General features: G+C 37.9%; 22 protein-coding genes and 1 pseudogene. 14 read left to right on the forward strand and 9 right to left on the reverse strand.

Annotated elements, in window-relative coordinates; translation table 11 throughout:
- Positions 1-228: 228 nt before the first annotated feature.
- Positions 229-3,042, forward strand: a complete 2,814-nt coding sequence (locus tag ACX9YW_RS13570) for a DEAD/DEAH box helicase (protein WP_460347223.1) — start codon at positions 229-231, stop codon at positions 3,040-3,042.
- Between the two features lie 19 nt (positions 3,043-3,061).
- On the opposite strand, the gene ACX9YW_RS13575 is transcribed toward ACX9YW_RS13570, so the two are convergent.
- Positions 3,062-3,457 carry a (deoxy)nucleoside triphosphate pyrophosphohydrolase gene (locus ACX9YW_RS13575; protein WP_460347225.1) on the reverse strand — a complete coding sequence of 132 codons (396 nt, stop codon included), beginning with the start codon at positions 3,455-3,457 and terminating at the stop codon, positions 3,062-3,064.
- Between the two features lie 254 nt (positions 3,458-3,711).
- On the opposite strand from ACX9YW_RS13575, the gene ACX9YW_RS13580 reads away from it, so the two are divergent.
- From ACX9YW_RS13580 to ACX9YW_RS13595, 4 genes are all read left to right on the forward strand, one after another.
- Positions 3,712-3,969: an excalibur calcium-binding domain-containing protein gene (locus ACX9YW_RS13580; RefSeq protein WP_460347227.1), complete on the forward strand. Its 258-nt coding sequence runs from the start codon at positions 3,712-3,714 to the stop codon at positions 3,967-3,969.
- Between the two features lie 133 nt (positions 3,970-4,102).
- Positions 4,103-4,363: a hypothetical protein gene (locus ACX9YW_RS13585; protein ID WP_460347229.1), complete on the forward strand. Its 261-nt coding sequence runs from the start codon at positions 4,103-4,105 to the stop codon at positions 4,361-4,363.
- Positions 4,364-4,544: 181 nt separating this feature from the next.
- Entirely contained in the window at positions 4,545-5,459 is a 915-nt protein-coding gene (locus tag ACX9YW_RS13590; RefSeq protein ID WP_460347231.1) for a DUF5677 domain-containing protein, read from the forward strand.
- Between the two features lie 409 nt (positions 5,460-5,868).
- Entirely contained in the window at positions 5,869-7,566 is a 1,698-nt protein-coding gene (locus ACX9YW_RS13595) for a M3 family oligoendopeptidase (protein ID WP_460347233.1), read from the forward strand.
- A gap of 318 nt (positions 7,567-7,884) precedes the next feature.
- Here the strand turns inward: ACX9YW_RS13595 and ACX9YW_RS13600 are convergent, their stop codons facing one another.
- Genes ACX9YW_RS13600 through ACX9YW_RS13610 form a run of 3 tightly spaced genes read right to left on the reverse strand, consistent with a single transcriptional unit; the run spans position 7,885 to position 11,022 of the window.
- Complete coding sequence (locus ACX9YW_RS13600) at positions 7,885-8,994, reverse strand: DHHW family protein (RefSeq protein WP_460347235.1); 1,110 nt, start codon at positions 8,992-8,994, stop codon at positions 7,885-7,887.
- Positions 8,995-9,006: 12 nt separating this feature from the next.
- Complete coding sequence (locus ACX9YW_RS13605; protein ID WP_460347237.1) at positions 9,007-10,413, reverse strand: MBOAT family O-acyltransferase; 1,407 nt, start codon at positions 10,411-10,413, stop codon at positions 9,007-9,009.
- A 54-nt stretch (positions 10,414-10,467) separates the two neighbouring features.
- On the reverse strand, positions 10,468-11,022 hold the full coding sequence (locus ACX9YW_RS13610) for a DUF4358 domain-containing protein (protein ID WP_460347239.1): 555 nt from the start codon (positions 11,020-11,022) through the stop codon (positions 10,468-10,470).
- A 162-nt stretch (positions 11,023-11,184) separates the two neighbouring features.
- Here ACX9YW_RS13610 and ACX9YW_RS13615 point away from each other — a divergent pair, with 162 nt between their 5' ends.
- The 3 genes from ACX9YW_RS13615 to ACX9YW_RS13625 all read left to right on the forward strand — a co-directional run bounded on the left by ACX9YW_RS13615 (position 11,185) and on the right by ACX9YW_RS13625 (position 12,229).
- Positions 11,185-11,451 carry a hypothetical protein gene (locus ACX9YW_RS13615; RefSeq protein ID WP_460347241.1) on the forward strand — a complete coding sequence of 89 codons (267 nt, stop codon included), beginning with the start codon at positions 11,185-11,187 and terminating at the stop codon, positions 11,449-11,451.
- A gap of 251 nt (positions 11,452-11,702) precedes the next feature.
- Positions 11,703-11,954: a hypothetical protein gene (locus ACX9YW_RS13620; RefSeq protein WP_460347243.1), complete on the forward strand. Its 252-nt coding sequence runs from the start codon at positions 11,703-11,705 to the stop codon at positions 11,952-11,954.
- Positions 11,954-12,229, forward strand: a complete 276-nt coding sequence (locus ACX9YW_RS13625) for a type II toxin-antitoxin system RelE/ParE family toxin (protein ID WP_460347245.1) — start codon at positions 11,954-11,956, stop codon at positions 12,227-12,229. Before ACX9YW_RS13620 ends, ACX9YW_RS13625 begins: the two co-directional genes overlap by 1 nt.
- A gap of 117 nt (positions 12,230-12,346) precedes the next feature.
- Here the strand turns inward: ACX9YW_RS13625 and ACX9YW_RS13630 are convergent, their stop codons facing one another.
- Positions 12,347-12,739 carry a RidA family protein gene (locus ACX9YW_RS13630; protein ID WP_460347247.1) on the reverse strand — a complete coding sequence of 131 codons (393 nt, stop codon included), beginning with the start codon at positions 12,737-12,739 and terminating at the stop codon, positions 12,347-12,349.
- 329 nt (positions 12,740-13,068) lie between these two features.
- Between ACX9YW_RS13630 and ACX9YW_RS13635 the strand changes: the two genes are divergently transcribed.
- The 3 genes from ACX9YW_RS13635 (at position 13,069) to ACX9YW_RS13645 (ending at position 19,471) form a co-directional block, all read left to right on the forward strand.
- Entirely contained in the window at positions 13,069-13,338 is a 270-nt protein-coding gene (locus tag ACX9YW_RS13635) for a hypothetical protein (RefSeq protein WP_460347249.1), read from the forward strand.
- 552 nt (positions 13,339-13,890) lie between these two features.
- Entirely contained in the window at positions 13,891-19,029 is a 5,139-nt protein-coding gene (locus tag ACX9YW_RS13640; RefSeq protein ID WP_460347251.1) for a S8 family serine peptidase, read from the forward strand.
- A 262-nt stretch (positions 19,030-19,291) separates the two neighbouring features.
- Positions 19,292-19,471, forward strand: a complete 180-nt coding sequence (locus tag ACX9YW_RS13645; protein ID WP_460347253.1) for a hypothetical protein — start codon at positions 19,292-19,294, stop codon at positions 19,469-19,471.
- Between the two features lie 177 nt (positions 19,472-19,648).
- On the opposite strand, the gene ACX9YW_RS13650 is transcribed toward ACX9YW_RS13645, so the two are convergent.
- A complete protein-coding gene (locus ACX9YW_RS13650) occupies positions 19,649-19,963 on the reverse strand; it encodes a DoxX family membrane protein (RefSeq protein WP_460347255.1) in 315 nt (104 codons plus the stop codon).
- A 187-nt stretch (positions 19,964-20,150) separates the two neighbouring features.
- Here ACX9YW_RS13650 and ACX9YW_RS13655 point away from each other — a divergent pair, with 187 nt between their 5' ends.
- Positions 20,151-20,948: an HAD family hydrolase gene (locus tag ACX9YW_RS13655; protein ID WP_460347257.1), complete on the forward strand. Its 798-nt coding sequence runs from the start codon at positions 20,151-20,153 to the stop codon at positions 20,946-20,948.
- A gap of 279 nt (positions 20,949-21,227) precedes the next feature.
- Here the strand turns inward: ACX9YW_RS13655 and ACX9YW_RS13660 are convergent.
- Positions 21,228-21,356: pseudogene (locus tag ACX9YW_RS13660) on the reverse strand (hypothetical protein); the annotation flags it as partial.
- A gap of 300 nt (positions 21,357-21,656) precedes the next feature.
- On the opposite strand from ACX9YW_RS13660, the gene ACX9YW_RS13665 reads away from it, so the two are divergent.
- Both ACX9YW_RS13665 and ACX9YW_RS13670 read left to right on the forward strand, forming a co-directional pair.
- Positions 21,657-23,018 carry a cytochrome ubiquinol oxidase subunit I gene (locus ACX9YW_RS13665; RefSeq protein ID WP_460347259.1) on the forward strand — a complete coding sequence of 454 codons (1,362 nt, stop codon included), beginning with the start codon at positions 21,657-21,659 and terminating at the stop codon, positions 23,016-23,018.
- Positions 23,019-23,030: 12 nt separating this feature from the next.
- The gene (locus ACX9YW_RS13670) at positions 23,031-24,065 is read left to right on the forward strand and encodes a cytochrome d ubiquinol oxidase subunit II (RefSeq protein ID WP_460347261.1); all 1,035 of its coding nucleotides are present in this window, start codon (positions 23,031-23,033) and stop codon (positions 24,063-24,065) included.
- 172 nt (positions 24,066-24,237) lie between these two features.
- On the opposite strand, the gene ACX9YW_RS13675 is transcribed toward ACX9YW_RS13670, so the two are convergent.
- Both ACX9YW_RS13675 and ACX9YW_RS13680 read right to left on the reverse strand, forming a co-directional pair.
- Positions 24,238-25,476 (reverse strand): MFS transporter, encoded by a 1,239-nt coding sequence (locus tag ACX9YW_RS13675; protein ID WP_460347263.1) that lies wholly within the window; start codon positions 25,474-25,476, stop codon positions 24,238-24,240.
- Between the two features lie 385 nt (positions 25,477-25,861).
- Complete coding sequence (locus tag ACX9YW_RS13680; protein WP_460347265.1) at positions 25,862-26,761, reverse strand: ABC transporter permease; 900 nt, start codon at positions 26,759-26,761, stop codon at positions 25,862-25,864.
- Between the last annotated feature and the right edge of the window lie 143 nt (positions 26,762-26,904).

Genomic DNA, 26,904 nt, shown 5'->3' on the forward strand with positions numbered 1-26,904 from the left:
TTGACATTAAGGTGATATCGATGAAAAGAGATATGATTTAATTAGGGACATTCTGTTAACTGTTGAAAGTAAGCAAGCAAGAGTCAGACATTACCCGCTTATCTATTTCTTCAACTGCCTCCAAAACATAAATTGCCAACTTCCTTTTTATGATTTGATCTTTCTATCATCCCATGACTATAGTAAAATTTTACATATATGATCATTAAGTAGTCAGGGGACTCAGCCATGGAAGTAGTAGCAAAAAAGCTAATCGTCAATTCCGATAGAGGGAATTTATTAAACGAACTAGTCAAATCAATGAATGAATGTAAACGCTTTTACTTTAGTGTGGCATTCATTAATTTTAGCGGCCTCCAACTTCTGCTAGATCCTTTAAAGGAAGCACAGGAAAAAGGTGTGACAGGGAAGGTTATTACCTCTACATATCTAAACTTCACTGAGGCAAAAGCGCTTGAAAAGATAAGGGAATTTAATCATGTCGAGTTAAAAGTGTTTGTGACCGATAAAGAGATTGGCTTCCATACTAAGGCCTATATTTTTGAATACGATGACACTTATAAGGTAATTATCGGTTCATCGAATATTACACAAAGTGCTTTGAAAAGTAATATCGAGTGGAATGTTGAGATTATCTCGAAAGAGGACGCCTATTTCATTAAAGAGGTTTTGAAAGAATACGACCACTTATGGAATATTAGTCAGGATGCTGACGACGATTTTATTACTAAGTACGAAGACTTTTTAAAGTCGATAAAATCCACTCAATCTGCTCAGCAGCTTATCTATGAACGCGCTGAATATATCATTCCCAACCGAATGCAAAAGCGAGCGATTGAGAACCTCGATCGACTTCGTAGCTTTGGTGAAAAGAAAGCTTTAGTCATTGCGGCAACTGGTACAGGAAAAACTTATATGTCTGCCTTTGATGTGAAGAACTATAAGCCAAAGAAGCTCCTTTTCATTGTTCATCGAGAAGAAATTTTACGAAAAGCGAAGGAGACTTTTGAAAAACTTCTACCCAATGAAAAAATTACCTTTGGCTTATTAACGGGTAACCATAAGCAAAAGCATGTTGATTATGTTTTTGCGACAATCCAAACGATTTCACGTTGTTACCATGAATTTGATCAAGAAGAATTTGATTATCTCATAATTGACGAAGCGCACCATGCGACAAGTCCTACCTATCAGACGGTGCTAAATTATTTTGAACCCAAATTCACCCTCGGGATGACGGCTACTCCAGAACGAAGCGATGCCAATAATGTATTTGATTTGTTTGATAATAACGTTGCTTTAGAAGTTCGCTTACACGAGGCTTTAGAGGATGAATTAGTGATCCCATTCCATTATTTCGGTATTACCGATATTGAAGGTATTGATTTGAGTGATGTCCAAATTGACGATATCGCAGAAATTACGAAACGGTTAAAGGTAAATGAACGGGTGGACTTTATCATTGAGAAAATGAACTTTTATGGTTATGATGGCGAAAAACGGAAGTGCCTGGGCTTCTGTGCCAGCATTGAACATGCGCAGTATATGGCAGCGGAGTTTAATAAACGGGGCTATAAAAGCACCTGCCTAACTGGAGAAGATTCATCTGAAATTCGGCAAAGAATGATGAACCGATTAGAAAATGACCAAGACGAATTAGAAGTTATTTTTACGGTTGATATTTTTAATGAAGGGGTTGATATTCCTTCAGTCAATAGTGTTCTCATGCTAAGACCAACCAACTCTCCAATCGTGTTTATTCAACAGTTAGGAAGAGGTCTTCGTAAACATGCGAATAAGAGCTTTCTAACCGTCCTTGATTTTATCGGAAATCATAATAAAACATTTCTGATTGCATTAGCCCTAAATGGAAGTCGATATTACGATAAAGAGAGCTTAAAGGTCGCGGTGGCGACAGGATTTGCCAATATTCCGGGCTGCACCCATATTCAGATGGATAAGATTTCTCAAGAACGAATTCTTCAGCAAATCGATAATGAAAATTTTAATTCGATGAAATATTTAAGGGAAGAGTACATTGAATTCAAAAAGCTCAACCAAGGACGGATCCCTTATATGCTGATGGATTACATGAAATATGACGGGGCACCCGATCCGGTGAAATTCATTGATCGTGAGAAAACCTATCTCCAATTTGTCGCTAAAGTGGAGAAGGATGATCGCTTGAAGTCACTGTTAGCCAATGATGCCTTTGAGGGGGCTCTTAAAGAATTATCAAGTAAATTGCCTCTGAAAAGAGTGTACGATTTTGTCATCGCTCGCTATCTGGTTGACCATGATGAGATGACTCTTAGTACCGCTAAACATGAGATTTTAAAGCTAGTGAAAAATGTCGACGATGACAGTATTCTGCACGCATTCCAATGCTTAAATCAGGACTATTATGATAGTGGGCAGCTAAGAAGCTCGTTGAAACTATTCGATTTTTCGGATGGTGTATTGAGGAAGACACTAGTGTTTGGAAAGATATTAGAGAATGCTGATTATAAAAAATTTATCGTCGACGTAATCAACTATGCGATTTTCCGATATGAGAAGGAATATAAGTCAGAGTACTATGGTGTTCCACACTTTAAGTTGTATGAGCAATATAAAATGGCCGATGCTGCCCTACTTTCTAATTATCGTAAAATGCATAGTTCCTTTAGAGGTGCGGGCCTGCTAGCAAATGGGAATGATTATTTTCTTTATATCGATTTACACAAAGAAGAGGATATCAAGGAAAGTATCAACTACCAGGATAAGTTTATCGACCAAAGGTATTTTCAATGGCAAACTCAGAATAGCACCAGCCAACAATCCGAACGTGGCCAAAATATTATTCGCAATAAGCAGCGTGGAATTAATCTTCATTTATTTGTGCGGAAGTACAAGGAGATTGATGGCAAAAATGAGCCGTTTATTTATATCGGCAAGGGCGATGCTGTTGAATATAAGGGAGACAAACCGATTACCGTCAAGCTTAAATTAGAGCATGAAATCCCTGCAAATCTATATATCGAATTCACAAAAAGAGTATAGTCTTCTCATTGCGAGAAGACTATTTTTCATGGATTAATAATTCCACCGCTGGAATGTCTGCCGGAGCCCAGACGAGTGAAGCAAGGTTTTCACGCTTTAACCAAATTAATTTGGAATGCTCAGTTGGAGTCGGTGTGCCTCCAATGATTTTGCACTTAATGGCAATCAAGTTAATGATGAAAGTCTCGTATTCATGAATGATGTCATTATGCAAATCATTCGTTTCGATTTGGCAATGCAACTCTTCTTCAATTTCTCTTTTTAAGGCAGAAAAAATATCCTCATCTGGTTCTACCTTACCGCCAGGAAATTCCCACATATTTGGGATAGACATTTGAGGTGAGCGTAGAGCACATAGGATTTCGTTTTGGTCGTTTTCGATGATGGCAGCTACTACTTTTACGGTTTTCTTCAATTTTGATGCCTCCTAATACTAATGCATTAATCCATATCATATCATGTCCATAACTTTTATTTCTTCTCTAATGTATCAGCAGTGTGATCAAAAGTATTGGCTTTTTAAACAGATACTGAAGGAGGTTTCATATAATCACGGACAGATTCATAAATTTTGTTATTTGAAGAGATCATCCTATTAATGATTTGAAGATATTTTTTAATAGATATATAGTATAATATATAAAAATGGAAAATAAAGGGGATGTAAATATGAAGAAGCTATTAAGTGTCTTATTATCGTTAGGAATTGTATTTGGCTTTTCCTTCACAATCGATGCGGCAACACCGATAAAGACCTATAGTAACTGCAAAGAACTTAACAAAGATTATCCTGGTGGAGTAGCTCAATCTGCCAATGTGAAAAACAAAGGTGGAAAAACAAAATACAAGCCATTTGTCTCCAAAGAGCTATATGAAGCAAACAAAAAAAGTGATAGAGATAAAGATTTAATAGCATGTGAGAGGTAGTAGCATTTTAAGTCACCTATTTAGGTGGCTATTTTTTATAGAAAAATCCTTTAATAGTTAAAGGATAAAGGTGGAAGATGTTGAATGTCTTAATATTAGGGAAAATCAAGAACAAATATAGCGAGGTAAAAACATGATAGATGAAGTTTGGAAAAGGATTATTGAGAACGAAGGACAAGTTTTTCGTCAAATTAGGGGTGGTGAGTTTTCTTATAAGGTGAAGGGCAATATTCTATACTTAAGCAGGACAAGACGTTCCGTTTCGAAAGGTACCTTTAACGATGCCTTAAAATTTGTTCCTTTATGTAATACTGTACCCGTACAACATCTACAGGCTCCGTCTTATTTATTTGCTATTTTGATGGATGAAAGAATAAGAAAAAATGATTGGTGATCAGTAGATAATCAATGTATACAGTAGACCAAAAAAGAGCCGTTTTTCAGTTTGATCAATTAAAGGAACCTTCAATAATGGATGTAAGGACAGATTTTCTGAACCCAATTCATTGGCTTAATGGGATAGGGATCCTTTCCCTACTTCCTAAGTTCATCACTTTAAAAGGGGAAATTTAAGCATGAAAAAGGGGACCTATTTGTATGGAAAAGTTAGTAAGGAATTAGAGAAAGTAAGAAAAAGCATTCAGCTATTAAAGTCAACTGGTGATGATAAAAGCATTCTAGATTTAAGTATAGGCTATAAATCTAACAGAAACAGAATTCGTAAAGAAATTTTACAACAATACGGAGATTTATTTGCGATTATACAAGTTATTAGGAGATTAACCATTCTTGGTGTTCAAAATGTAGATTTAATAGTCAATAAGAAAGATATTGATCATAAAAGTTGGATAAAAAGACATAAGGCACTCGATTCATTGCTGATTAAGTACTTAGAGGTTTTTGATGAAATCATTTGCCTCATGGAAAATGGCTTTCCGGACGGAGCTATGCAAAGATGGAGAACGTTCCTTGAATATTCAATCATCATTATTTTCATACTGGAGCAGGGTGAAAAGGTGGCTGAAGAGTATGTTAATCATTTTTTTAAGTCAATCGAAGACCACCTTCACCCCAAAACAAACCTTGCATGGGCTAAGGTGGCTCCTTGTCTGCAGAATGAAAAACAAATTAATCTACGAATGCTTATGAATCATATTGTGGGAATTCAAGAAGGTACTAAACAATGGTATCTTGGTCTTTATAAAATCATATCTCAATCTATTCATGGATCTTCTATTGGAGTGAACTTATCATTTAATGATGAAATCTCATATGATATTGATGATATGAAAATTAAAAATAGCAGTTATTATGCTGGTGGAATCAGTACCGTGATAACGAATTCTATGAACCTTTTGTTTCAAACTTTTAAAGTATATTTTAATACATTTCCCGATGCAGGATTGAATATGGACCAAATTTGGACAGAAACTATTAATGAATATGTAAAAGCATATAACCGTTTTTTTGCTGATGTTAAGGTGGAATGAGTGGCAAGTTCCTTGTCCTAAAACATCAATTACCAGCAGTGAATTTTGTTTTCCGCTTCTGAGCAAGTTAAGGTTTCCCCAGTCTTTCTCAGATTCTCTTTTACTCAAAAGAGTTGGTCATATTTCAACTGATGAAGCCATTTATTCTGAGAGAAGGAACAATTGTTAAAGTTAGGGTAAGGTTCTTCGTATCAAGGGACAAGACGTTTCACATCTGTTTAGATTAATGGGACTAGGGGTTTGAGGATCCTGACTATGCTGATGTTCAACTTGCTTCGTCTACTAGAACAATTGATGATTAAGGCTAAGTTCCTTGAATATAATGGTCAGAATTTTTAAAAAATAAAATAGACTTAAGCCATAGTGTTCGATAATATAAATAGTGAAAAAAGGGATTGGAAGTGATCTAATGACAAAAGAATTAAGTCAAAAGTATTATATAGAATTAATTGATTTACAGGATGTAGAAAGTGTTGAAGCTCAATTTCAAAGCTTACTAGATGTTCGAATTGAATCCGTTTCTGACCTGGAAAAATGGTTAACAGATGAAAAGGAATTAATCATTAAAATTGTGGAGGCGTTGACTGGTCACGAAGTCGACTTTTACCGAAACACAGATGATGCGGAGTTTAAGTCGACTTATTTTCACGATCAACAGGTTATCCTGCCAATCTTAATGAAATATGAAGGAAAACTCAATGCGAAATGCTGTGAGTCTCCTTATTTTCAACAATTAGATGAAAAGCGTTACGGCTTGATGCGACGTGTTCGCGAGTCTAAAGTGAAACTGTTCAGAGAAGAAAATATTCCATTAATGGTAAAAGAACAGGAGCTCGGTACTAAGTATAGTGAAATGATGGGAGGATTAACCATTGAATGGGAAGGTGAGGAAAAACCTTTACCGTTTATCAAATCTAAGCTCGATGATTTAGACAGAGACGTGCGAGAGCAAGCATATCGAGCGATCATGTCGGCCCATCGCAAATTGAAACCTGATATGGATGCCATCATGGGCGAGCTCGTTCAATTACGTCATAGAATCGCTTTAAATGCAGGCTTTGAAAACTATCGTGATTATATGTTTGTTGCCAAAAATCGTGAGTATAGTGTTCAAGATTGTTATGATCTTCATAAAAATGTAGAAAAGCATATTATCCCAGTATGGAACAGGCTTGCAGATGTTTTTCAGTCCAAGCTTGCTATTGATACCTATCGCCCTTGGGATCATACGGCAAAACTGTTAAAAAACGCACCATACTCAGAAGTAACAACTCTTTTGGATGGCATGTCTGTAATGTTAAGAAAGACCGATCGCTATTTTGGAGAACGTTTCGATTATATGAGAGAGCATGGGCTGCTAGATCTTGAAGAACGGGTAGGAAAAGGCCCAGGTGCTTTCTGTACTTACTTACCTGCTTCAAGAAATAGTTTTGTTTTTTCTAATTTTAGTCCGTCCTTTGATTCTCTTAGCGCGCTAATTCATGAAATGGGACATGCGATAAATGGGTATCTTCAGTTTTCTGAACAAGGCCCATTGGAAGAATACCAACTACGTTCGGAAGTGGCTGAACTGTATTCTTTTGGGATGGAATTGCTATTATTGGATAAGTTAGATTCATTTTATCCAGAAGAAGAAGATTGTAAGAGCTTCCAGCGTGAGGAACTAAAATGGGCATTTTCCATGTTATTAAAACCATTAATCGGGGATGTCTTCCAGCATTGGATGTACACGAACCCTAATCATACAGCCAAAGAGCGTGATGAAAAGTTCTATGAAATCTCAAGACGTTATAGCTTAAATCCTGTCGATACTTCTGGGTTTGAAGAGGAAATTGGGATGACCTGGGCAGACACCATTCATTATGTTCAATATCCTTTTTATGCGGTAGAATACGCCATGGCCATGCTGGGTGCACTTCAATTATTTGAGAATTATCAGAAACATCCAGAGCAAGCGGTCGCTTCCTATAAAAAAGGAGCAAGTGCGGACTACAACCAATCCATCGCAGCCATTTATGAGGAAACGGGTGTCCGTTTTGATTTTTCAGAACTAGTCGTAAAACGAATGGGTGAATTTCTAGAAAAAGTGATTCAAGACATACATTAACCTGTGGGACCAGGGGACAGGTTAATCCTCCCAGTCCATTGTTAATAAAGAATCAAGCTGATGCAAACTGGGTCAAGGAACCTGTCCCTAAGTCCCGTCTTAAGCATGGAGGACATACAATCCGCTATTTGGCTAAAAAGGGGTACTTTTGAGGATTTCGAGGACATACATTCCGTTATTGTCCCAATCTGAAGGCAAATGGACCTCATTTTAGTAGAATAACGGAACGTATGTCCTCAAACCTTAAAAATGGCCACCTTTTGATGCTTATAACGGAACCTATGTCCGCGAATTTCTAAAATAAACCTCATCTATTCTTCAACGCTCCAGCCAAATCATATTCGTATCTTTAGAAAAATTGGCGATATTATATAAAAATAAAGCGTCATTAATATCGTTTTCCTTCATATATTCATAAATATTGGAATGATAATAACGTAAGTCAATGACATGAATTTCTTCAAAATGATTGGCTAAAAAAGGGATAAACGAGTGGGCGTAAGAATCTTTCATGACGGCAAGCTTACGGCCGTTATGAACGCTAGATTGAATCTTTACTAAACTATGATTCCCACCTAAAAAGAAAGAATATTGGTCCTTTTTAGTTAAATAGTTCCATTCATATAATGAATCGGTACTATTTTGGTTATTTTCATATTTTACGTTATATTTAACATCAAATTTCGGCTCGAACACTTCTATCCTGTCTGACTTTATTCGATGATTATTTGCCTTTGAATAATAGGTACCATTAAAATTATTTGATACGTTATGAATAGTAAAATCCGTCCATTTATATGCGGCTATTCCCATTTCTTTTGCTGCAACTTCATAGGCATAATAGGCGCCTCTCATTGTCCAATGATGATCGGTTCGAAAGTAAATGGGTTCCTCTTTTTTTTCTAAAAGCTTGTCGTACACATCAATAAAATTTACAGTGAGGTGTTCTTTTGCGAATGCCAGCATTTCTTTTTGACTATAGGAATTTGCAAACAAAGGGAGTTTATCTTTATACATTTCTACCGATGTTGGGGCTAACAACAAGTACGTATGGATGTCATTCGCTTTTTCTTTAAAGTATTGAATGCTATTTAGATTTTTTTGAAACTGTTCTCCTGGCTTCTCATAACCCTCTAATAAAAATCCATCTTTCCCAAAAAAGACACCATCGTTCTCCTGCTTGAGTGAAGCCATTTCAGCTTCCGCCTTCATTCCGGTCCAAAAATCCTTCCAAACAAATTGATCACTTACATACTCTTCAAAATCCTTCGTAAAATCACCAGATAGAAAGCTTTTAAATGTAAACGAAGGCATTTGAGCAAGCACTCGGTTTTCCTGTTCGGAAAAACTTCGATCGTCCACCAATACATGAAGCAACCCAAGACCGCCTATAAAACTAACAAATATTCCAATCAGTATTTTATTCATGGTAGCCCCCTTTTAAAAGCGAAAATAAAGAAATGGATTATAGGATTCATCGACTAAATAAGCAGTTGATAAAAAGAGAATAGTTAAATAAAATACAGGCAAAACAACCGTATCCACTAATCTGTTTTTAGAATATTTTTGATAGACATTCATAAACGCGGGTGTGGAACCAATAACCACCATAATGATTAGAATGAAATTTGTATATAAATAGTACAAGAAATGCGTATCCAAAAGGCTATTCCCAGAAAAACCAAACATGATTTTTAAATAGGTGAGACCTGTAGCATAATCATCAAATTCAAATAAAACCCAACCAATCAGGATGGCAAAAATGAGGTATAAATGTTGGAAAACGGGATGTATCTTACTCATCATTTTTAGTAAACCTGCTTTTTCAATAGCAATCATTAGGCCAAAATAAATTCCCCATAAGGCGAAATTCCAACTTGCTCCGTGCCACAAGCCTGTTAAACTCCAAACGATGATTAAATTGCGATAAGTCTTCATCTTTCCCTGTTTACTTCCGCCCAAAGGGAAGTAGACATAATCTCGAAACCACGATCCTAATGTCATATGCCATCTACGCCAAAACTCCGTAACACTTTTTGATATATAGGGATAATGGAAATTCCGAGGGAAGTTAAATCCAAACATCCTTCCTAGCCCAACAGCCATATCAGAATATCCGCTAAAATCAAAATAAATTTGAAAAGCAAAGGCAATGATACCTAGCCATGCCGTCAAAAGTGGCAAATCATTTACGCCTTGACCTTGAATGTTACTCCAAAGCAAACCAATATTATTGGCAAGCAGGACCTTTTTTCCTAACCCGATGATGAAAATTTTTACCCCATCCGCAAATTGAGCTGCATTCCATCTGCGAAAATGAAGATCTTCTGCCATTGATTCATACCGAACAATCGGCCCCGCAACAAGCTGTGGAAAGAAAGATACATACATCGCAAAATCAAGAGGGTTTTTTTGTGGTATTAAACGACCACGATAGATATCTATTGAATAGGACATAATCTGGAAGGTATAAAAAGAAATCCCAATTGGAAGAGGTAGTTCTAGCGGTGCAATCTTCGTTCCAATCAAGCTATTTAAATTCACTATTAAAAAATCGGCATATTTAAAAAAGGATAGCAATCCTATGTTAATGATTAATGAAGAAACAAGGAAAATTTTCGCCTTCAACGGTTGACTTAAACGATATTTATGAATAAACAATCCATGAAAATAGTCAACGAAAGCGGAGAAAATCATTAAGACAATATATACCGGCTCTCCCCATGCATAAAAAACCAAACTGACAAGAAGTAAGACGACATTTTTACATTTTCTCGGACTAATAAAATAGAAGAATAGTGTAAAAGGTAGAAAGAAAAATAGAAATAATAAGCTACTAAAAACCATGAGACCACTTCCATTACTGTAATAGAAAAAGGCACACGAAGTGCCCCGTCTATATTATTTAAAAAAAATTTCAAATACCTCTTCTATCTTTTCTGGATGATCACTAGTAACATACAATAAGTATTTTCCGTTTGTTTTAATCACATTATTTTTTACTTTTTCAAATTGCTCAGGTAAATAGATTTCCCATGTCTTGATTTGGTTTTCCCTTTCCCTCTCTAGCGCTTCTTTAAGAGACTTTACGTTTGCTTCGTCTTTTGCTTTTAATAGAATAATCTCATCGGATTTGACATTCATCATGTGCGCAATAACGATCCCATCTTCAAGCTCTTCTTTGTTCAATTTCATATTTTCCAAGTAAATAGGTGCAGAGGGGTCATCTTCATTTGTTAAATCAACTTCCAAATGCATTTGTAATTTCCCGTCAACAAGTACGTCGTCACCAGCGCCTAGTTCCTTCAAGTCTTCAGCCATTTGTTCTTTTACCTTCGTGCTGATTTCCTCTAAAGAGACTTCGGGTTTTTTATCCTTTTCTTTAGATTGGTTCGTACAGCCAACAATTAAGCTAATGACAAAAGTTAGTACAAATAAACGATAGATATTTTTCATGTTGTCCTCCTACATTTTTGTCTTAACTTTGAAGTAGACGGATATTTTTTCATTTTGTTACAATAATTTTTTTCGTTCAAAAGTCGCTTGCTACGGCTGAATGATTACGCAAATAGTAAAGCAAAGGGATCGCGTGTCACCGTTTAATGGGAAATAAGTCAAGTGGAGATTTTTAAGAAAAAAGTTTCACTCACCATTTATGGGGACAAAGGATTTATATTCATTGAAAATTGGCGATTATTAAAAGGAGCATTAGATGGAAGTGAGGAATCGGTTGAATTACCGTTAAATCCCCCAAATGGCTGGATCATTGATCACTTAATCGATGCTATTATGGGGCGGCCGTCACAGATTTCCGGTTTTGAAGATGGATATGAAACGTTAAAAATCATTGAAAAGATTCGTAATCCGGTAATGATTGAAGTATAAGAGGGGCAAGGACCAACATTAATCTGTATATTGGGACTAGGGACAGGTTAATCCACCCAGTCCATTGTTAATAAAGAATCAAGCTAATGCGAACAGGGTCCAAGAACCTGTCCCTAAGTCCCGTCAAATCCTGTGATGGAACCAAGCTTTAACCTATATTTGACTGTTTTTTTAATCATTTTTGTTCTCTGTTCCTAACTATATCAAAACTGTATAATGAAATTAAGTCATACTAATTGGAGGGGAGAACGATGAAGAAATTAAAGGGTTATGCAGCAGAAGTAATTAAAGAAATAATCCGTGAAGGAGAATCAATTTTTGAAATTGAGGGTAAGAGATATTTTTTATCTTTAATTGATGAAACACAAACATCAGTAAAAGAAGACGTTGAACATGACCATGAACTGAAACAAAAACTATTGCAAGCAAAGAAAGACATCTTAGAAGGTAAAGTTTTTTCAACTGATGAGGTTTTAGAGATGATTGAGCAAGGTGATCTTTAATGGAGATCAAATGGACAAAACAGGCGCTAGAGGGCTTTCAGCATATACAAAGTCAGTATTTTTCTCCTTCAGAAACAAAGGAATATAAAAAAGATTTAGTGAATAGAATTCATGCGAAAATTTCTATACTTGGAACTAGTATCCCCTCTAATCAACAAGGATGGGAAGGTAGTTTTAAGATAATTATAGATAAGTATATTGTGTATTATTCTTTTTCAAATGACCATTCAATTTGTTATATTGAATATTTTAAGCACATTAGACAAAAGAATTAGGCTGGACAAGGTATCTTAAAAAAGCAATACGATATCTTGTCTAGCCTTTACTTTTTTTGATGAAAAGCCATTAAGATATGATCAGTTTAAGCGTGAAGGAAATAAGCAATGCAGGTCCTACACTTCCACAATGGCATCAGCTTCCATTTCCACCAGCATTCTAGGATCAATAAGACCGTTTACAATCACTAAGGTCGCTGCAGGTAAAATCTCTTTCAAACCAAAATCTTGTGCTGCCCGCACCAATTCAGGTACGTTAGCTCGGTCGGTTATGTAAACTCTTATTCTAACAATATCCGTCACCTTTCCACTGAGTTCTTCAATGGCCTTCTGGATGTTGTTCATCGTAACAAGAGTTTGTTGATAGGCATCTCCCAATCCTACTAGCTCACCATTTTCCATAGCAGTAGTTCCTGAAACTTCAATCCGATTCCCTATCCGAATGGCCCGACAGTATCCAAAATGCTCCTCATAAGGGGAGCCTGAAAACACTCGTTTTCTTTCACTCATGGTAAATCCCTCCTTTTTTATTAATCATATTAATAATCAATAGGAGTTATTATCAAAAAACTACCCTCTTATTTATATTTTCTGCGCAGAACTTAACCTAAGGGACAGGTTTTGCGCTTTTACCTTAGAATGTAAGACTGAACTTTTGTAAATTTCTATTTCATGAATTCAATTTTAGAGAAACATTTTCAAAAATATATACGTCTAATACATAGGGCTTAATTTTATTCGTATCGCTTGTGTATCTTTCTTCATTGTTAATTAAAGCCTTGAAGGGTAGTTTAGTGATAAATATCCCCAAAAAATGAATAGCAGAAAGGCGGGAATTCATGACGAGAACAATAATTGGCGGAATGATCTTTTTAGGTGGTTTATTCGTTAGCTTAGCCATCATTATTTCAGGTGCCATATATGCAACCGGTATGACGGCATGGTCAGGAAAGTCGAAATTATGGTATGCGATTTTTGGAACGAAGCAGTATGGCAATGAAGTTAGCCAGTCCTTATTTATGGGCTTTCCTTTTATAGTAGGAATTTTATTGGCCATTTTAGGGCTAGCAATACTAGTGAATGAGTATTATAGTTCCTTTAAGGAATAAACCACTAGTTTTCCTATTCAGCCAATGAGAGGGGTTTGGGGCAGGTTCAGCGTCCCAGTCTATTGTTAATTAAGAATCAAGTTAATGCAATCTGGGGCAAGGAATCTCTCCCTACGTTCCGTCTGAAAGAGGTCCTTAGTCAAGGGATGTTAATAAAATAGTAGTAGGACATGGATGTTACTCTCATTTCATTAAAGGAGGTAAACAGCTGTGTCTTTTTTGTTTTCATTTTTAAGGGTTTTTAGTTATTTTGTCGCAATTTACGGGCATATTTCTACAAAATCTGATAGGAGCATGTAACCATTAATTTTTTATTATATGCGAAATAGAGGCCTTTGGATAAGGGAGAAGACGCATGATAAAGGTCTTATCTGAGGTTAAATAGGGAAGCTGTGAAACAAGATTTTTCGGTAACTTGAGGCGCTTTTTGTAACAATTTTTGGAAAAGTTTTTAGAGGGGAACATCAATGAAATGTGTAATATTGTAAACGACTAGTCAGTTTGAATTTGTGAATGTGGTTGTGCCAATGTTACGAAGGGGGATCGGTATAAATGAAGAAAGTGATTAAAAACAAATACTTCTTAGTTTTTTTGATGGTTCATTTTATTGTCATGAATAGTACGTTTTTTCAAAATGCGTTCGCAAGTGATCAACAACATTTTCAAACAAGGAATGGATTAAACGCGAGTAATCAGCTAGTGGATTCAAAAATTAATAAAGAGCTAGAAAAGGAGTTTTCTCAAAAAGAATATGTAACATACTTAGTTAAGTTTGTGGAGCAAGTGGACACAAAAGCAGTATCAGAAGAAGCATTACAATTGTCTTTGCAAAAGAAACATAGTAAGCAGAGAGAGAAGCTATCCATTCGAAATCATATTGTCAGTGCATTGCGAGAGACTTCGAATCGGACGCAAGCGAATTTAAAAGAGTATTTAAGTGGAATGGTTAAGGAAGGAAAAGTAAAAGAGTTTAAGAGTTTTTTTATTGTCAACAGCATGGTCGTAACGAGTACGAAAGAAGTAATGGAGGAGATTTCAAAGAGAAGTGAAATTGAAAAAGTCTTACCCAATCGAACGCATTCGTTAGGTATTCATTCGACTAAAACAGCACCAAGTAAAGTGATTCCCGAAAAGGCATTAGTTGAGTCAAATAACGACAGCGAAGAAGAAATTGAGTGGAATATTCGTCATATACAGGCACCAAAAGTTTGGGATATGGGGATCGATGGCTCTGGTATCGTAGTTGCAAATATCGACACAGGCGTAGACTTAACGCATCCTACCCTGCAAAGAAAATGGAGAGGTTATGATGCTCATGGTGAAATCGTTAGTCCTGAACTAAGTTGGTATGATGCACATAGCCATTATTTAGAATTGCCTTTTGATGGAGATGGTCATGGTACTCATGCTATGGGAACGATTGCCGGATCGCGAGAAGATGGGACCAAAAAAATCGGGGTAGCCCCAGGTGTGAAGTGGATTGCTGTCCGTGCATTTAACCCTACCGCTTCTGATGCCATTTTATTGGATGCTGGTCAATGGATTTTGGCACCAGTTGATAAAGATGGAAACGTTCATCCTGAGATGGCCCCCGATATCGTCAATAATTCTTGGGGTAGTGCTTCAGGTTTTGATGAATGGTACAGACCAATGGTTCAAGCATGGCGCGATGCCCAAATTTTTCCGGTATTCGCAGCGGGGAATAGTTTAGAAGCCGGTAAAGCGAAGCCGGGAAGTGTAGCAAACCCTGCGAATTATCCAGAGTCATTTGCAGTAGGGGCTGTTAATAGTGGAAATCAATTAGCGGATTTTTCGTTAAGGGGTCCATCTCCGTATAACACGGTTAAACCCAATATATCCGCACCTGGTGTCTCCATTTTATCAGCTGTTCCAGGCTGGTATGAACATATGAACGGGACGTCTATGGCTGCTCCACATATTTCCGGTGTTGCTGCTTTAATGCTTCAAGCCGATGCGGGATTGAGGGTCGATGAGATTGAGGATATTTTAACGGCAACGGCCATTCCACTAACCAATAGTGACTATCCAGACAGCCCGAATAACGGCTTCGGATCTGGACTAGTGGATGCTTATGGTGCTGTTACGTCGCTTTTTAATGGAATTGGTTCTGTTGAAGGGAAAGTAGAGACTTCTGGTAAAGATACTGAACCCCCTACTTATCATCATGATCCGGTCACATTTTCTTTTAGTGGAGCCGATTTACCCATTTCCATTGACGTAACAGACAATTTGGCTGTTGAAGTTAAGGCCTATGCTAAAAAGAAAAGCGCCAACTCGTGGACGGTAGTACCAATGACTCGAATTAGCGGTAATCACCTTAAAGGAACGTATTCTGGACAGATTCCGTACTCCCTACTCGACAGCAGCGGCCTTGAATACTACTTTGAGTTGAATGACCCAGGGAAAAATAAGGTAGAAACCGAGATCTATCATGTCGTCATTTCGAATGGGATCACACCAGGTTACTTCCAAGATTTTGAAGAAAACATGGATCACATAAAAATCGATGGGAAGGGCCGAGTTTGGGCTTGGGGAGTACCTCAGACAGGTCCAGGTAAAGCATTTTCAGGAGAAAAAGTGTTAGCGACGAATTTAACTGGTCTATACGGACCCAATATGTATACTTCCATCTCCCTGCCCCCGATAGATCTTATAGATGCAGACGATGGAGCCATCTTATCATTTAAACATTGGTTTTCCATTGAGCAGGATTTAGACTTTGGCCGAATCTATTTAGCTTCAGAGAAAAGTGGATATGAATATCTTCCTATAGCCGAGTTTACAGGGAAAACTAATGGCTGGGAAAGTGAGTATATTGATTTAAGGTCTTACGCCGGTCAACAAGTTTTTATCATGATCCTCTTTGATTCTGACTTCATAGAAGAAGACCTTGGTTGGTTTATTGATGACTTAGCGTTAATGAGACCTGATAAAATCCCACCACATGCTCCAATCAATATTCGCTCAGAAGTGAATGCTCTTGGAGAAACAACGCTTTCATGGAATGATGTTGAAGATGAGTACTTAAAAGGGTATGCCATTTACCGTGGATCTCAAAGTGGGGGCAAATATATCAAGCTAGCAAGCACAAAAGAGTCATCTTTTAAAGACAAAACGACAGAATTCGGAAAAACCTATTATTATGTGATTACGGCTATTGATGGCAGCTTTAACGAAAGCAGCTACTCAAAAGAACTAAAGGTTGTGATCGAAGAACCTACTGTTTTATTCTTTGATGATTTTGAGGGTACAGATGATAATGGCTGGACACATGACGGCTTAAAGGATGAATGGGAACGAGGAACTCCTGTTAAAGGTCCAGGTTATGCCTACTCAGGCACAAAGGTTTGGGCAACCGATTTAGACGATAATTATGAGCTAAACGCTTATAATCAGTTAGTTTCTCCTGTCATTGATTTGACAGAAGTGAAGCATGCTGCTCTAAGTTTTTATCACTGGTATGAATTTGAACCTTTCTATGACTTTGGAAGGTTACAAATATCTAAAGATAACGGCAAATCCTGGCAGGAACTAAAATGGTTTACAGCCTCAACCTTTATGAATGGGTGGACCAAATATACGGTGGGTCTCGATTCTTTCGTTGGAAGTCGAATTCAAGTTCGCTTCCGCTTGGAATCAGGACCCAGCATAACGGCATTAGGTTGGTATTTGGATGATTTTAAAGTCGTAGCGACAACCGAAGCTACGCCTGATATAGGTGTTCAACCACCTTTACGAAAGCAACGTCCTTCAGAGAAAGTGGCAGTTCAGTCGATGGAAACACTACAAAAAGTTTCTAGATCTGAAATTGGAGGGCTGCAAAAATACGATGAAATACCGTCTACCTTACCCGTAAATGCCTATTTAACCGTTCTAGAAACGGGGCGCGGTGCTAAGACAGACCCATTTACAGGTGATTATCGACTTGTCCATGTTCCAGGTGATTACACAATTCGGGCAGAAGCTTACGGCTATTACCCTAGTGAAGCTCAGGTGGCCATTATCGATGGGGAAACTTCAGAACAACACTTCAGCCTAGAAAAGGTGCCGAAAGGGATAATTAAGGGGAAAATCATAAATGAGAAAACAGGTGAACCTGTTTCTAATGCCTACATGGCTCTAGTAGAAGATGCCCAGGTAACTCCTGTATGGACAAAGTCAGACGGTACGTTCGAGTTGACAGCACTTGAAGGAGATTATACCTTATCCATTTCAAAAGCTAATTACTATACACAAAAACTAACGATTCGTGTCGTAGAAGGCCAAAACGTTCTTCCCGACGTTAGCTTAAAACCATTTTTAGGAATGGATGGGATGATCGCTTACGATGACGATTCGGCAGAGGATGCATCAGCCTTTTTTGTACCGGGCTTTGGCTGGGGAGTCAAGATGACACCAGAGACACCGATCACTCAGGTGAAAGGTGCTAAATTTTTCTTTTGGACAGAAGATTACCCTTCTCCTGGTGGAACACAATTTGAGTATGCTGTCTATGACGCACGAGGGTTTGCAGGAGCTCCAGGAAAAATGTTGGCAGGACCATTCAAAGGAGTGGCCAATCGAAATGGTGATTGGACCGAGGTTAACCTGCCGCAGCCAATCTTGGTTGAAGGAGATTTTTATATCGCTTACTTCCAGCCTCAAGGTGAAGATACTTCTCCGGCAATTGGTTTAGACTTAAGTGCTGGAGATACCACTAGAACATGGATGTTTGCAGGCGGAGAATGGTTCCACTATGATCCATATAATAACGAAAAACCAATGATTCGTGCCTTAGTGGATAATGAGGTTTCTGCGCCAGTGATTACCTTCCCTACCAACAATTATCATACAAACAAGCCAAACATAACATTAAAAGGTTCGTCGATTGCAAACGGTGGAGATGTATTGGTTTATAAATCTGGAAAGCTTGTTGAAAGAGGCATTGTGGAAAATAAAACCTTCCATATTCCGGTGGATTTAGAAGAAGGAGTAAACGAGTTTACGGTTGATATTATCATAAAGGGCGAAAATACAGGATTTTCAAGCCCTGTTAGAGTAGTAAGAGATTCTAAACTACCTAAAATCAATCTACAACTCTCTGAAAAAGTAACGATCTTAAACAATGAGATTATTAAAGTCAGAGGGACGGTGATAGAGGAGAATCTCGATAAACTATTCATTAATAATCAGCAAGTAGAGGTCGGACCGAATGGTAAATTTGACTATAAATTTATTGGGGTAGAGGGAAAAAATCGGGTTGAAGTATATGCAGTTGATTTAGCCGGTAACAAAACCGAGCTGCAACGAGACGTTGAAATAGATTTAACCTATCCGACCGTCACAAGTTTCAGACCTTTTAAGAATTTATCGGTAAAACCAGGTGGTCCATTAACGGTTAGCTTTGAAGGGGAGAAGGGACTAAAGGCAGGTTTTTATTTAACGTTACCTGAAACTCTACCAAACTCGGCAAAAGTAACTCAATATCGACTAGCAGAAGGACAGCAGTTGAACCTAGAGAATGTCATGGTAGAAACGTCTAACTCTGAGTACATGGGCAAACTAAATATTCCGTTAGACCTCAAATCCTCGAAAGTCGGAATCGTTATCATTGTTTCCGACTTAGCAGGAAACATTTCAGAGTACAGGTTACCTATTAAACTAACCATCACCGATAGTAACAGAAAATAATCTGACTTTCGGAGATTTTTATACCAAAAGCGATATAACAATAGAGTGAACAGATAGAGACACGGAGCTTGGATGCCGTGTCTCATTTTTTATGGGTGCACGAATCACTGGCACAAACCTTTCAAACTTGGGACGGAGGGACAGGTCTTTCCCCATGCCCATTCGTACATAAAAGTTGTAAATAGTGAAAAAAGTTCTAACAGTGTGCCAGTTTGGACAGAAAAAGGCGAAGATAGAGAAAAAAAGTCCGGACAGCGTGGGAATGGATTCCTTGCTTCGTTTGATTCATGAACCGATTGAAAGGAGCGCACTCAGTGACCGATTATCAGAAGAAGTGGAGAAATCGGTAAAAGAGGAACGCTCTCGGCGACCGATTTTCAGAAGAAGAGGGGAAATTGGTAAAAGAGGAGCGCACTCAGTGACCGATTTTCAGAAGAAGTAGGAAAATCGGTAAAAGAGGAACGCTTTCATTGATCGATTATCAGAAGAAGCGGGTCCGAACTAGGTGGCAGTTCGGACAGAAAAAAAGCGAAGAAAGAGAAAATGAGTCCGAATTAAGTAGCAGTTCGAACAAGAAAAGGGTTGATCCAATGGAATCAACCCTTTTCGAAGTGTCACACTAAGCTGCTATTTTGTTTCCTTTAACTATCTTACTAAATCTCTTCTTGAAAAATGGAACAACATAACGGTCAAGTCCATAGACACCAGCATTGTAACCAGCGACCATAATCAACATTCCCATGATAATGTCTGTCGGGTTATGGCTCACAGTTCCACTTAACATGAAGCTGAAGTTCATCACGACCGCGAAGAAGGCAGCGGCAGTTGTTAAGCATCCAAGGATTAGGCCTAAACCAACTAAGAATTCTCCCCAAGGTATTAACACATTAAACAAATCCGCATTTGGAATCGTGGGACTAGGGGACAGGTTCATCGTCCCAGTCCATTGTTAATATAGAATCAAGCTAATGCAAAACCTGTCCCTAAGTCCCGTCCTTTTTCAGTGGTCTCAACCTGTCTCCTTGGACCATTAAACTTTAAATAATCTGTACACTAAGATAACATGACTTTAATATTAAAATGTTATGGTTGATTTATCAATGAATAAGGAGGCAGTATAAATGAATATTCGTGCAATATTTATTGATATGGATGGTACGTTATTAACAGCCTCAAATAACATTTCCTACCGAAATATGGAAGCTATTTATCAGCTAATTAAACAAGGAGTCAAAGTTTTTCTCGCTACTGGTCGACACTATGAAGTTACTGTTCCCTACCATAAAGAATTGGGATTACAAACTCCTATGATCTGTTTGAATGGTGCTGCTATTCACGATGCAGAGACAGGAAAAGCTCTTCAAATGAAAACAGTCCAGTTGAATGATGAACGATTCCACGATTTGACTGCTGAAATTCCATGTAATGTGATAATACACACAGCAGAAGGACTGTACTGTAAAGAAATAAATGAAGAAATTGATTATTGGACTAATGTTGGGCAAATTCCGCCTCGGTATATCGGGGATTTAAGACAGACAAATTATCAAGATGTTCTTAAATATAGTGTTCGAATTGGCAAACCTTGCCCTGAATTATCCGCTTTGTTTAATAATGAAGCACATGTTATCAGTTGGAATGATGGCTTTGAAATAGTTGCACCTAATGTTTCCAAATGGTCCGCTATTAAAAGTTTACTTCGCGAATATCGAATTAGCCCAAGTGAAGTCGTTGCCATTGGAGATGGACCCAATGATATAGAGATGCTTCGACATGCCGGTACTGGTGTTGCGATGGGGAACGCTAGCGAAGCGGTTAAAGCGGCGGCTAATTTTGTAACAGGACACCACGAAAATGATGGATTAGCTGTATTTATTGAACAATATCTTCTTAAATCATATAGAACCTATGTTATGTAGGGCTTAATTAAATTCTGCTAAATCAGTAACCAAATAGGCAATGATAATCTTAAACTATAAAAAGGGGCGTCCATAGTAGAGCTGATTTATTTTTCTATTTATGTAACTACGCTTCTATCTACACTTGTCTATATTAACCTACCATACATGCATATGGTCAATAAGCCCATTAGACAAAAGAATTAGGTTGGACAAGATATGTTGGAAACAATGAAGATATCTTGTCTAGCCTATATTTTTTTAAGCCAAGGGAAACTGGTACTATATCATTCAATAGCGTTAGACCCCACTCCATTCCCTCAATCGCTGATCAGATGGTAAAAGTAAGGTTAGAAGCCCTAATATAGGTAGAAAAGACACAGCAATCATGGTGATTTCAATCCCCATCATATCAATTAGTGCCCCGATTAATCAGTACGCATATACATGTTTTTTTAATACGCCTCATAAAATTTCCCTTCTAGTGATTTTAGCTGTATTCCCATATTCATACCTCTCATTCATTATTACATATATCTAGTAATTACTTTGGTCGTAAACATTCCTCATTCTTTGCGTTATATTCGTAGTGAAAGACCGGAAGCTCGGGGTTCTTACGTTACCGATGAAGCAAGAGCCGTCCCTGTGCTTCACCTTTAAATAATACATATTATTGGTGTTTTTGGAAATAATTATCAGGAGTATTCCGCTTGAGAGGATGAAATGATTTTGAGTGATTTATTAATAGCTCGTTCCTTATTTGGAACGACGATGGCATTTCATATTATTTTTGCCACGATAGGAGTTGGCTTACCTCTAATGATTTTAGCGGCAGAGCTTCTTTATCAAAAAACAAAAGACCAAGATTACGTAGTAATGGCGAAACGCTGGACAAAGGCGTTTGCCGTCTTACTGGGTGTTGGTATTCCAACGGGTACGATTGCGGGAGTTCAATTGTCGTTACTGTGGCCGGGTTTTATGGAAGTGATTGGGCGTGTCATGCCTCTTCCTTTCCAAATTGAGATTTATGCCTTTTTTATTGAGGCTCTATTTATGTCAATCTATGTCTACGCAGCTGAAAGAATTGCTCCTTGGATGCGAATCATCAGCTTAGTGCTGGTCGCAATCGGAGCACTTTCCTCCGCTGTATTAATTACCAATGTCCATGCCTTTCAAGGTACACCTGCTGGATTCCGATATGAAGATGGAAAATTTCTTGATATTGACCCTTGGGCTGCTTTTTTTAACCCAAGCTTCTTTGTCACAGCGGGACATGTGGCATTGTCAGCCTATGTAGTAGGAGCTTTTGTTGTCGCTTCAGTTGCATCCTTTAAAATGATGAAAAATAATTTCGGATCGAGAGTATATCTTTTTCATCAAAAAGCACTCATTCTAAGTCTGGTCATAGGTGGTATCTTTGCTTTTCTAACCGCGATAAATGGACATGAATCGGCCCAATATCTACATAAATACCAGCCGGAAAAGTTAGCAGCGGCGGAAGGATTATTTGAAACACAATCACATGCCCCATTGGCCATAGGTGGTTTTACTGACCCGGAAACGAGGGAAATTAAAGGGGCAATCGAGATTCCCTGGGCGTTAAGTTTTCTCGCAGGCAACAGCTTTGACACGGTGGTGGTTGGTTTAAACGATTTTCCAGAAGAGCTATGGCCACCATTATTCATCCATACTCTTTTTAATGGAATGGTGTTCATTGGCACCGCCCTTATCATGGTTCCTTTACTCGTATATGTATGGAGAAAAATCCTAAAAAAAGCACATTATCCAAAGCTTATGCTTTGGGGACTGGTTTCAACGGGTCCCTTGGCTGTTTTGGCAATTGAATGTGGATGGATTTTTGCCTGTACAGGCCGGCAGCCTTGGGTAATCTATCACATATTATCGACGGCAGAGTCGGCAACGAAGGCAAAAAATTTAAGTACTCTATTTGTATCGTTTATTATTGTGTACATTATCTTAGGGATTGCTGTAGTGTTTGTATTGCTCTACTTCTTTAGAAAAAACACAGAATTAGATGATATCGAGCGGGCCGAGAAAAAAGGCATCCCATTATTTAGTTCAAATTCATAGGAGGAGAAACAGATGGCTGATGCTCTTATCGCAATTACCGTGCTTTGGGGATTCGTGTTTATTTATGCGGTTATGGCCACCATGGATTTTGGAGCCGGTTTTTGGTCGATGGTTTACATTAACCGAGAAAAAACAAAAGCAACGAACATTGCCAATCGATATTTATCACCTACTTGGGAAGTGACAAATACCTTTATTGTTGCGTTAGTGGTAGCTGTTTACAGCCTTTTCCCGAGTGCTGCCAATATCTTAGGGACGATTCTGCTGATTCCAGGCAGCTTAATCCTTCTATTGCTAGCATTACGAAGTGCCTTTTTAGTGTTTTCAAATATTGCAATAGAATATAAAAAGCCGCTCACTTTCATTTCTGGTATTGCAGGAATTATCATTCCCGGTCTATTGATTAGTGTACTACCAATTACGCACGGTCACTATCTGGATTTCGCAGATGGGACAGCCATTTTAAATCTTAACAAGCTATTTTCGAGCCCCAATGAGTACGCTTTTATCGGCTTTGCTATCACGAGTACACTCTTTCTCTCTTCGTTATTATTAGCGGATTTCTCGAAAGCATCGAATGAAATGGAGGCCTATCGTATTTACCTTCGGGATGGAAAAATCCTTGGTCCGATTTCATTGATCATGGCATTGCTCATTATGTTTACTTTAAAACATGAAGCGGGTTGGTTATATAATCGAATGATGGACGACCTTCCACTCTTACTAATCTCAGTAGGCTTCTTTTTAATTATCGGAATCGGTTTATATGCCCCATCCCCTTTTCAAAAAGGGGTAAGAGGAATGCCGAGACTCGCTGTTATTGCCGTGACAATTCAATACCTGATTGCAAGCTATGTATATGGAAAAGCACATTTGCCTTATATCATCTATCCGAATGTTACCATTGAGTCGGCGTTTACAGACCCTAACTCCTTTAGAGCAGTATTTATAACCTATATCGTCGGGTTTGCAATCCTTTTCCCTGGCTTTATTTACTTTTGGAGTTTATTCATGAATGATAAACGGTACTTGAGGCAAAAGAGTTAGTGAAGTACGGAGACGGTTCCGTTTTCAGCTGACCAATCTATTTGTTATATCGAATAAGCACATTAGACAAAAGAATTGGGCTGGACAAGATATGTTGGAAACAATGACGATATCTTCTCTAGCCTATACTTTTTTAAGCCAAGGGAAACTGGTACTTTATTATTCAATAGGGCTAGACCCCACTCCATTCCCTCAATCGCTGATCAGATGGTAAAAGTAAGGTTAGAAGCCCTAATATAGGTAGAAAAGACACAGCAATCATGGTGATTTCAATCCCCATCATATCAATTAGTGCCCCAAGTGCAACGGAGCCAATGGCGCCCATTCCGAAGGCAAGACCGGTAATTAATCCAGACATCGTTCCAATTTTGCCAGGTATTAATTCTTGTGCATAGACAACCGTAACGGAGAAACTAGACATTAAGATAAGACCCGTTAAGGCGAGAAGAATATAGGCAACGGCAGGTCCCACATATGGCAGCAATAATGTAAGGGGAGCTACCCCAATTATCGAGAGAAAAATGATTTTTCTCCTTCCAAAACGATCGGCTAATGGCCCGCCAAAAAATGTTCCCACCGCTCCCATTAATAAAAAAACGAAAATAAAAGTTTGGGAGTGGGCAATGGTTACATGGTATGAATCTATCGCATAAAAGGTATAAAAATTTGAAATGGCACTAGCATACCAAGATCGTGCAAAGACTAGTAAAATTAATATTAGGATGGCCAGTTTAATCCTTTTAACATTAGGAGCATATCCATCTTTAACGGCCTTTTTCTTTATTATCTCACCGGCCTTGGCCTTTAGTTGTTTGGAATACCATCTTGCAATGTAAATGAGAAACAGAACAGCAATAAAGGCCACAATCGTAAACCAGATTCCTCCAAATTGACCAAGCGGCACGAGAATAAGTGCTGTAAAAACAGGTGCCAATGCCTGACCGGAATTTCCTCCTACTTGGTAGATCGATTGTGCCAAGCCTCTTTTTTTCCCCGCTGCCATATGTGTTACGCGTGATCCTTCTGGATGAAAAACGGCTGAACCAAATCCAATAAAGATAACACTAACTAAAATCATCCAATAGGAGGGAGCAAGCGCTAACCCTAAAATACCGAGCATACTGCTCGTCAAGCCTAATGGAAGTGCATAAGGTCTTGGGCGTTTATCAGTGTACCAACCGACAACTGGCTGCAAAACCGAAGCAACCATGTTTAAGGAAAAGGCAATCAATCCTAGTTGCGTGAAGGATAATTTCATCGACTTTTCTAAGATGGGAAACATCGCTGGAACTACAGATTGTAAAGAGTCATTTAATAAATGACAAAGACTCATGATAAATAAGATATTATATATCGTTTTCGTTTCTTTCTGCTCTACTTTTTCCCCTTGAATAGATGTAGCGGTGGCCATTATAGCACCCTTTCTAGATTATAAGATTTGGTATGTAAGAGAATGATCATGAAAAAATATTTCGTGTTCCTATATAGTTGATTATAATCGCGGGAAAGGGTATTGAATAGATGAAATGAGAAGCATGTGGCCTATGATTTTACCGATAGATTAAATGAAGGAAAAACTGATAGGTAATGAAATGGAGGGCTACTGATGGGGATTCAAAAGGACTTTAATCATTTAGTTTTAAGGCTTTTCATAGACAGTTCGGATTGGTAATCCATTTGTCCATGAAAAGCCTTTTCGCCTTACCGCTATTTGAAACAGGGGTATGACTGACTGCCCAGTTCGAAAAATATAGTACTTTGCCAAAATTATTATCGAACAGCCCGAACTTAGACGGCTATCTCTGAATTCGAGGGTCAATCATTGCACAGAGGATATCGGATATCATGTTACAAAAAATGACGACAATACCTGTTAACATTGTAATTCCAAGAATAACAGGAAAATCCTTATAGACAATAGATTGAATCATTAATCTTCCTAATCCGGGCCAAGCAAACATATATTCAATAATAAAGGCCCCAGCAAGTAAACTCGGAAACTGCATCGATATTAAAATAATAAATGGCAGAATAGAATTTCTGAGCATATGCTTGCCTATTACCTTCCATTCCGAAAGGCCCTTTGCTCTTGCAGTTAATACATATTCTTGTTTCATCTGCTCTAATAAATTGTTTCGTATATGTTTTACTTGATAGACCACCATACTAAAAGCCATGACAAATGTGGGCAGAATAAGGTGAGAAAGGCGATCCCATAAATCAAAACTAGTGGTATTATCCCTCATACCACTTGCCGGTAACCAATCCAAGGTCAGTGAAAAAACAATAATACAAATTAAAGACAGCAAAAATGGCGGGACCGAGTAGCCAATAAAAAAATAGGTTGTAAAGAAATAGTCAACAGCGCTTCCTTTTTTAACAGCCGTGTATATGCCGAGTGGGAAAGCGATAAGCAAAGAAACCAAAAATGAGATACCGGCTAACCACAAGGTCGCTGGCAATCTTTCTACGATTAATTCAAATACAGGTCGAAAACTCAAGAAAGAATTCCCTAAGTCGCCATGAACCACATGATTCAACCAATCAAAGTATTGAGTGTACAATGGTAGTTCACTTTTAAACGAAAATCCATTATCGGATGATAAATTTAGTAACAAGAAAGATAAAATTGAAACAATGAAAAGTAACGGAACCGAATGTAATACACGGAATAAAGCATAACTACTTAAATTCAATTTAAACACTTCCTTACATAATATAGTTTAAGTACAATACAGTATTTTGAAAGGTTATCACACAACTTTCTGAATTATCTAATTACTGTCCTTTTTTTATAAACACTAACATCGGTGTAAAAAAATGTCAATTTCGGAATCGT

Source organism: Pseudoneobacillus rhizolycopersici, assembly GCF_054786815.1.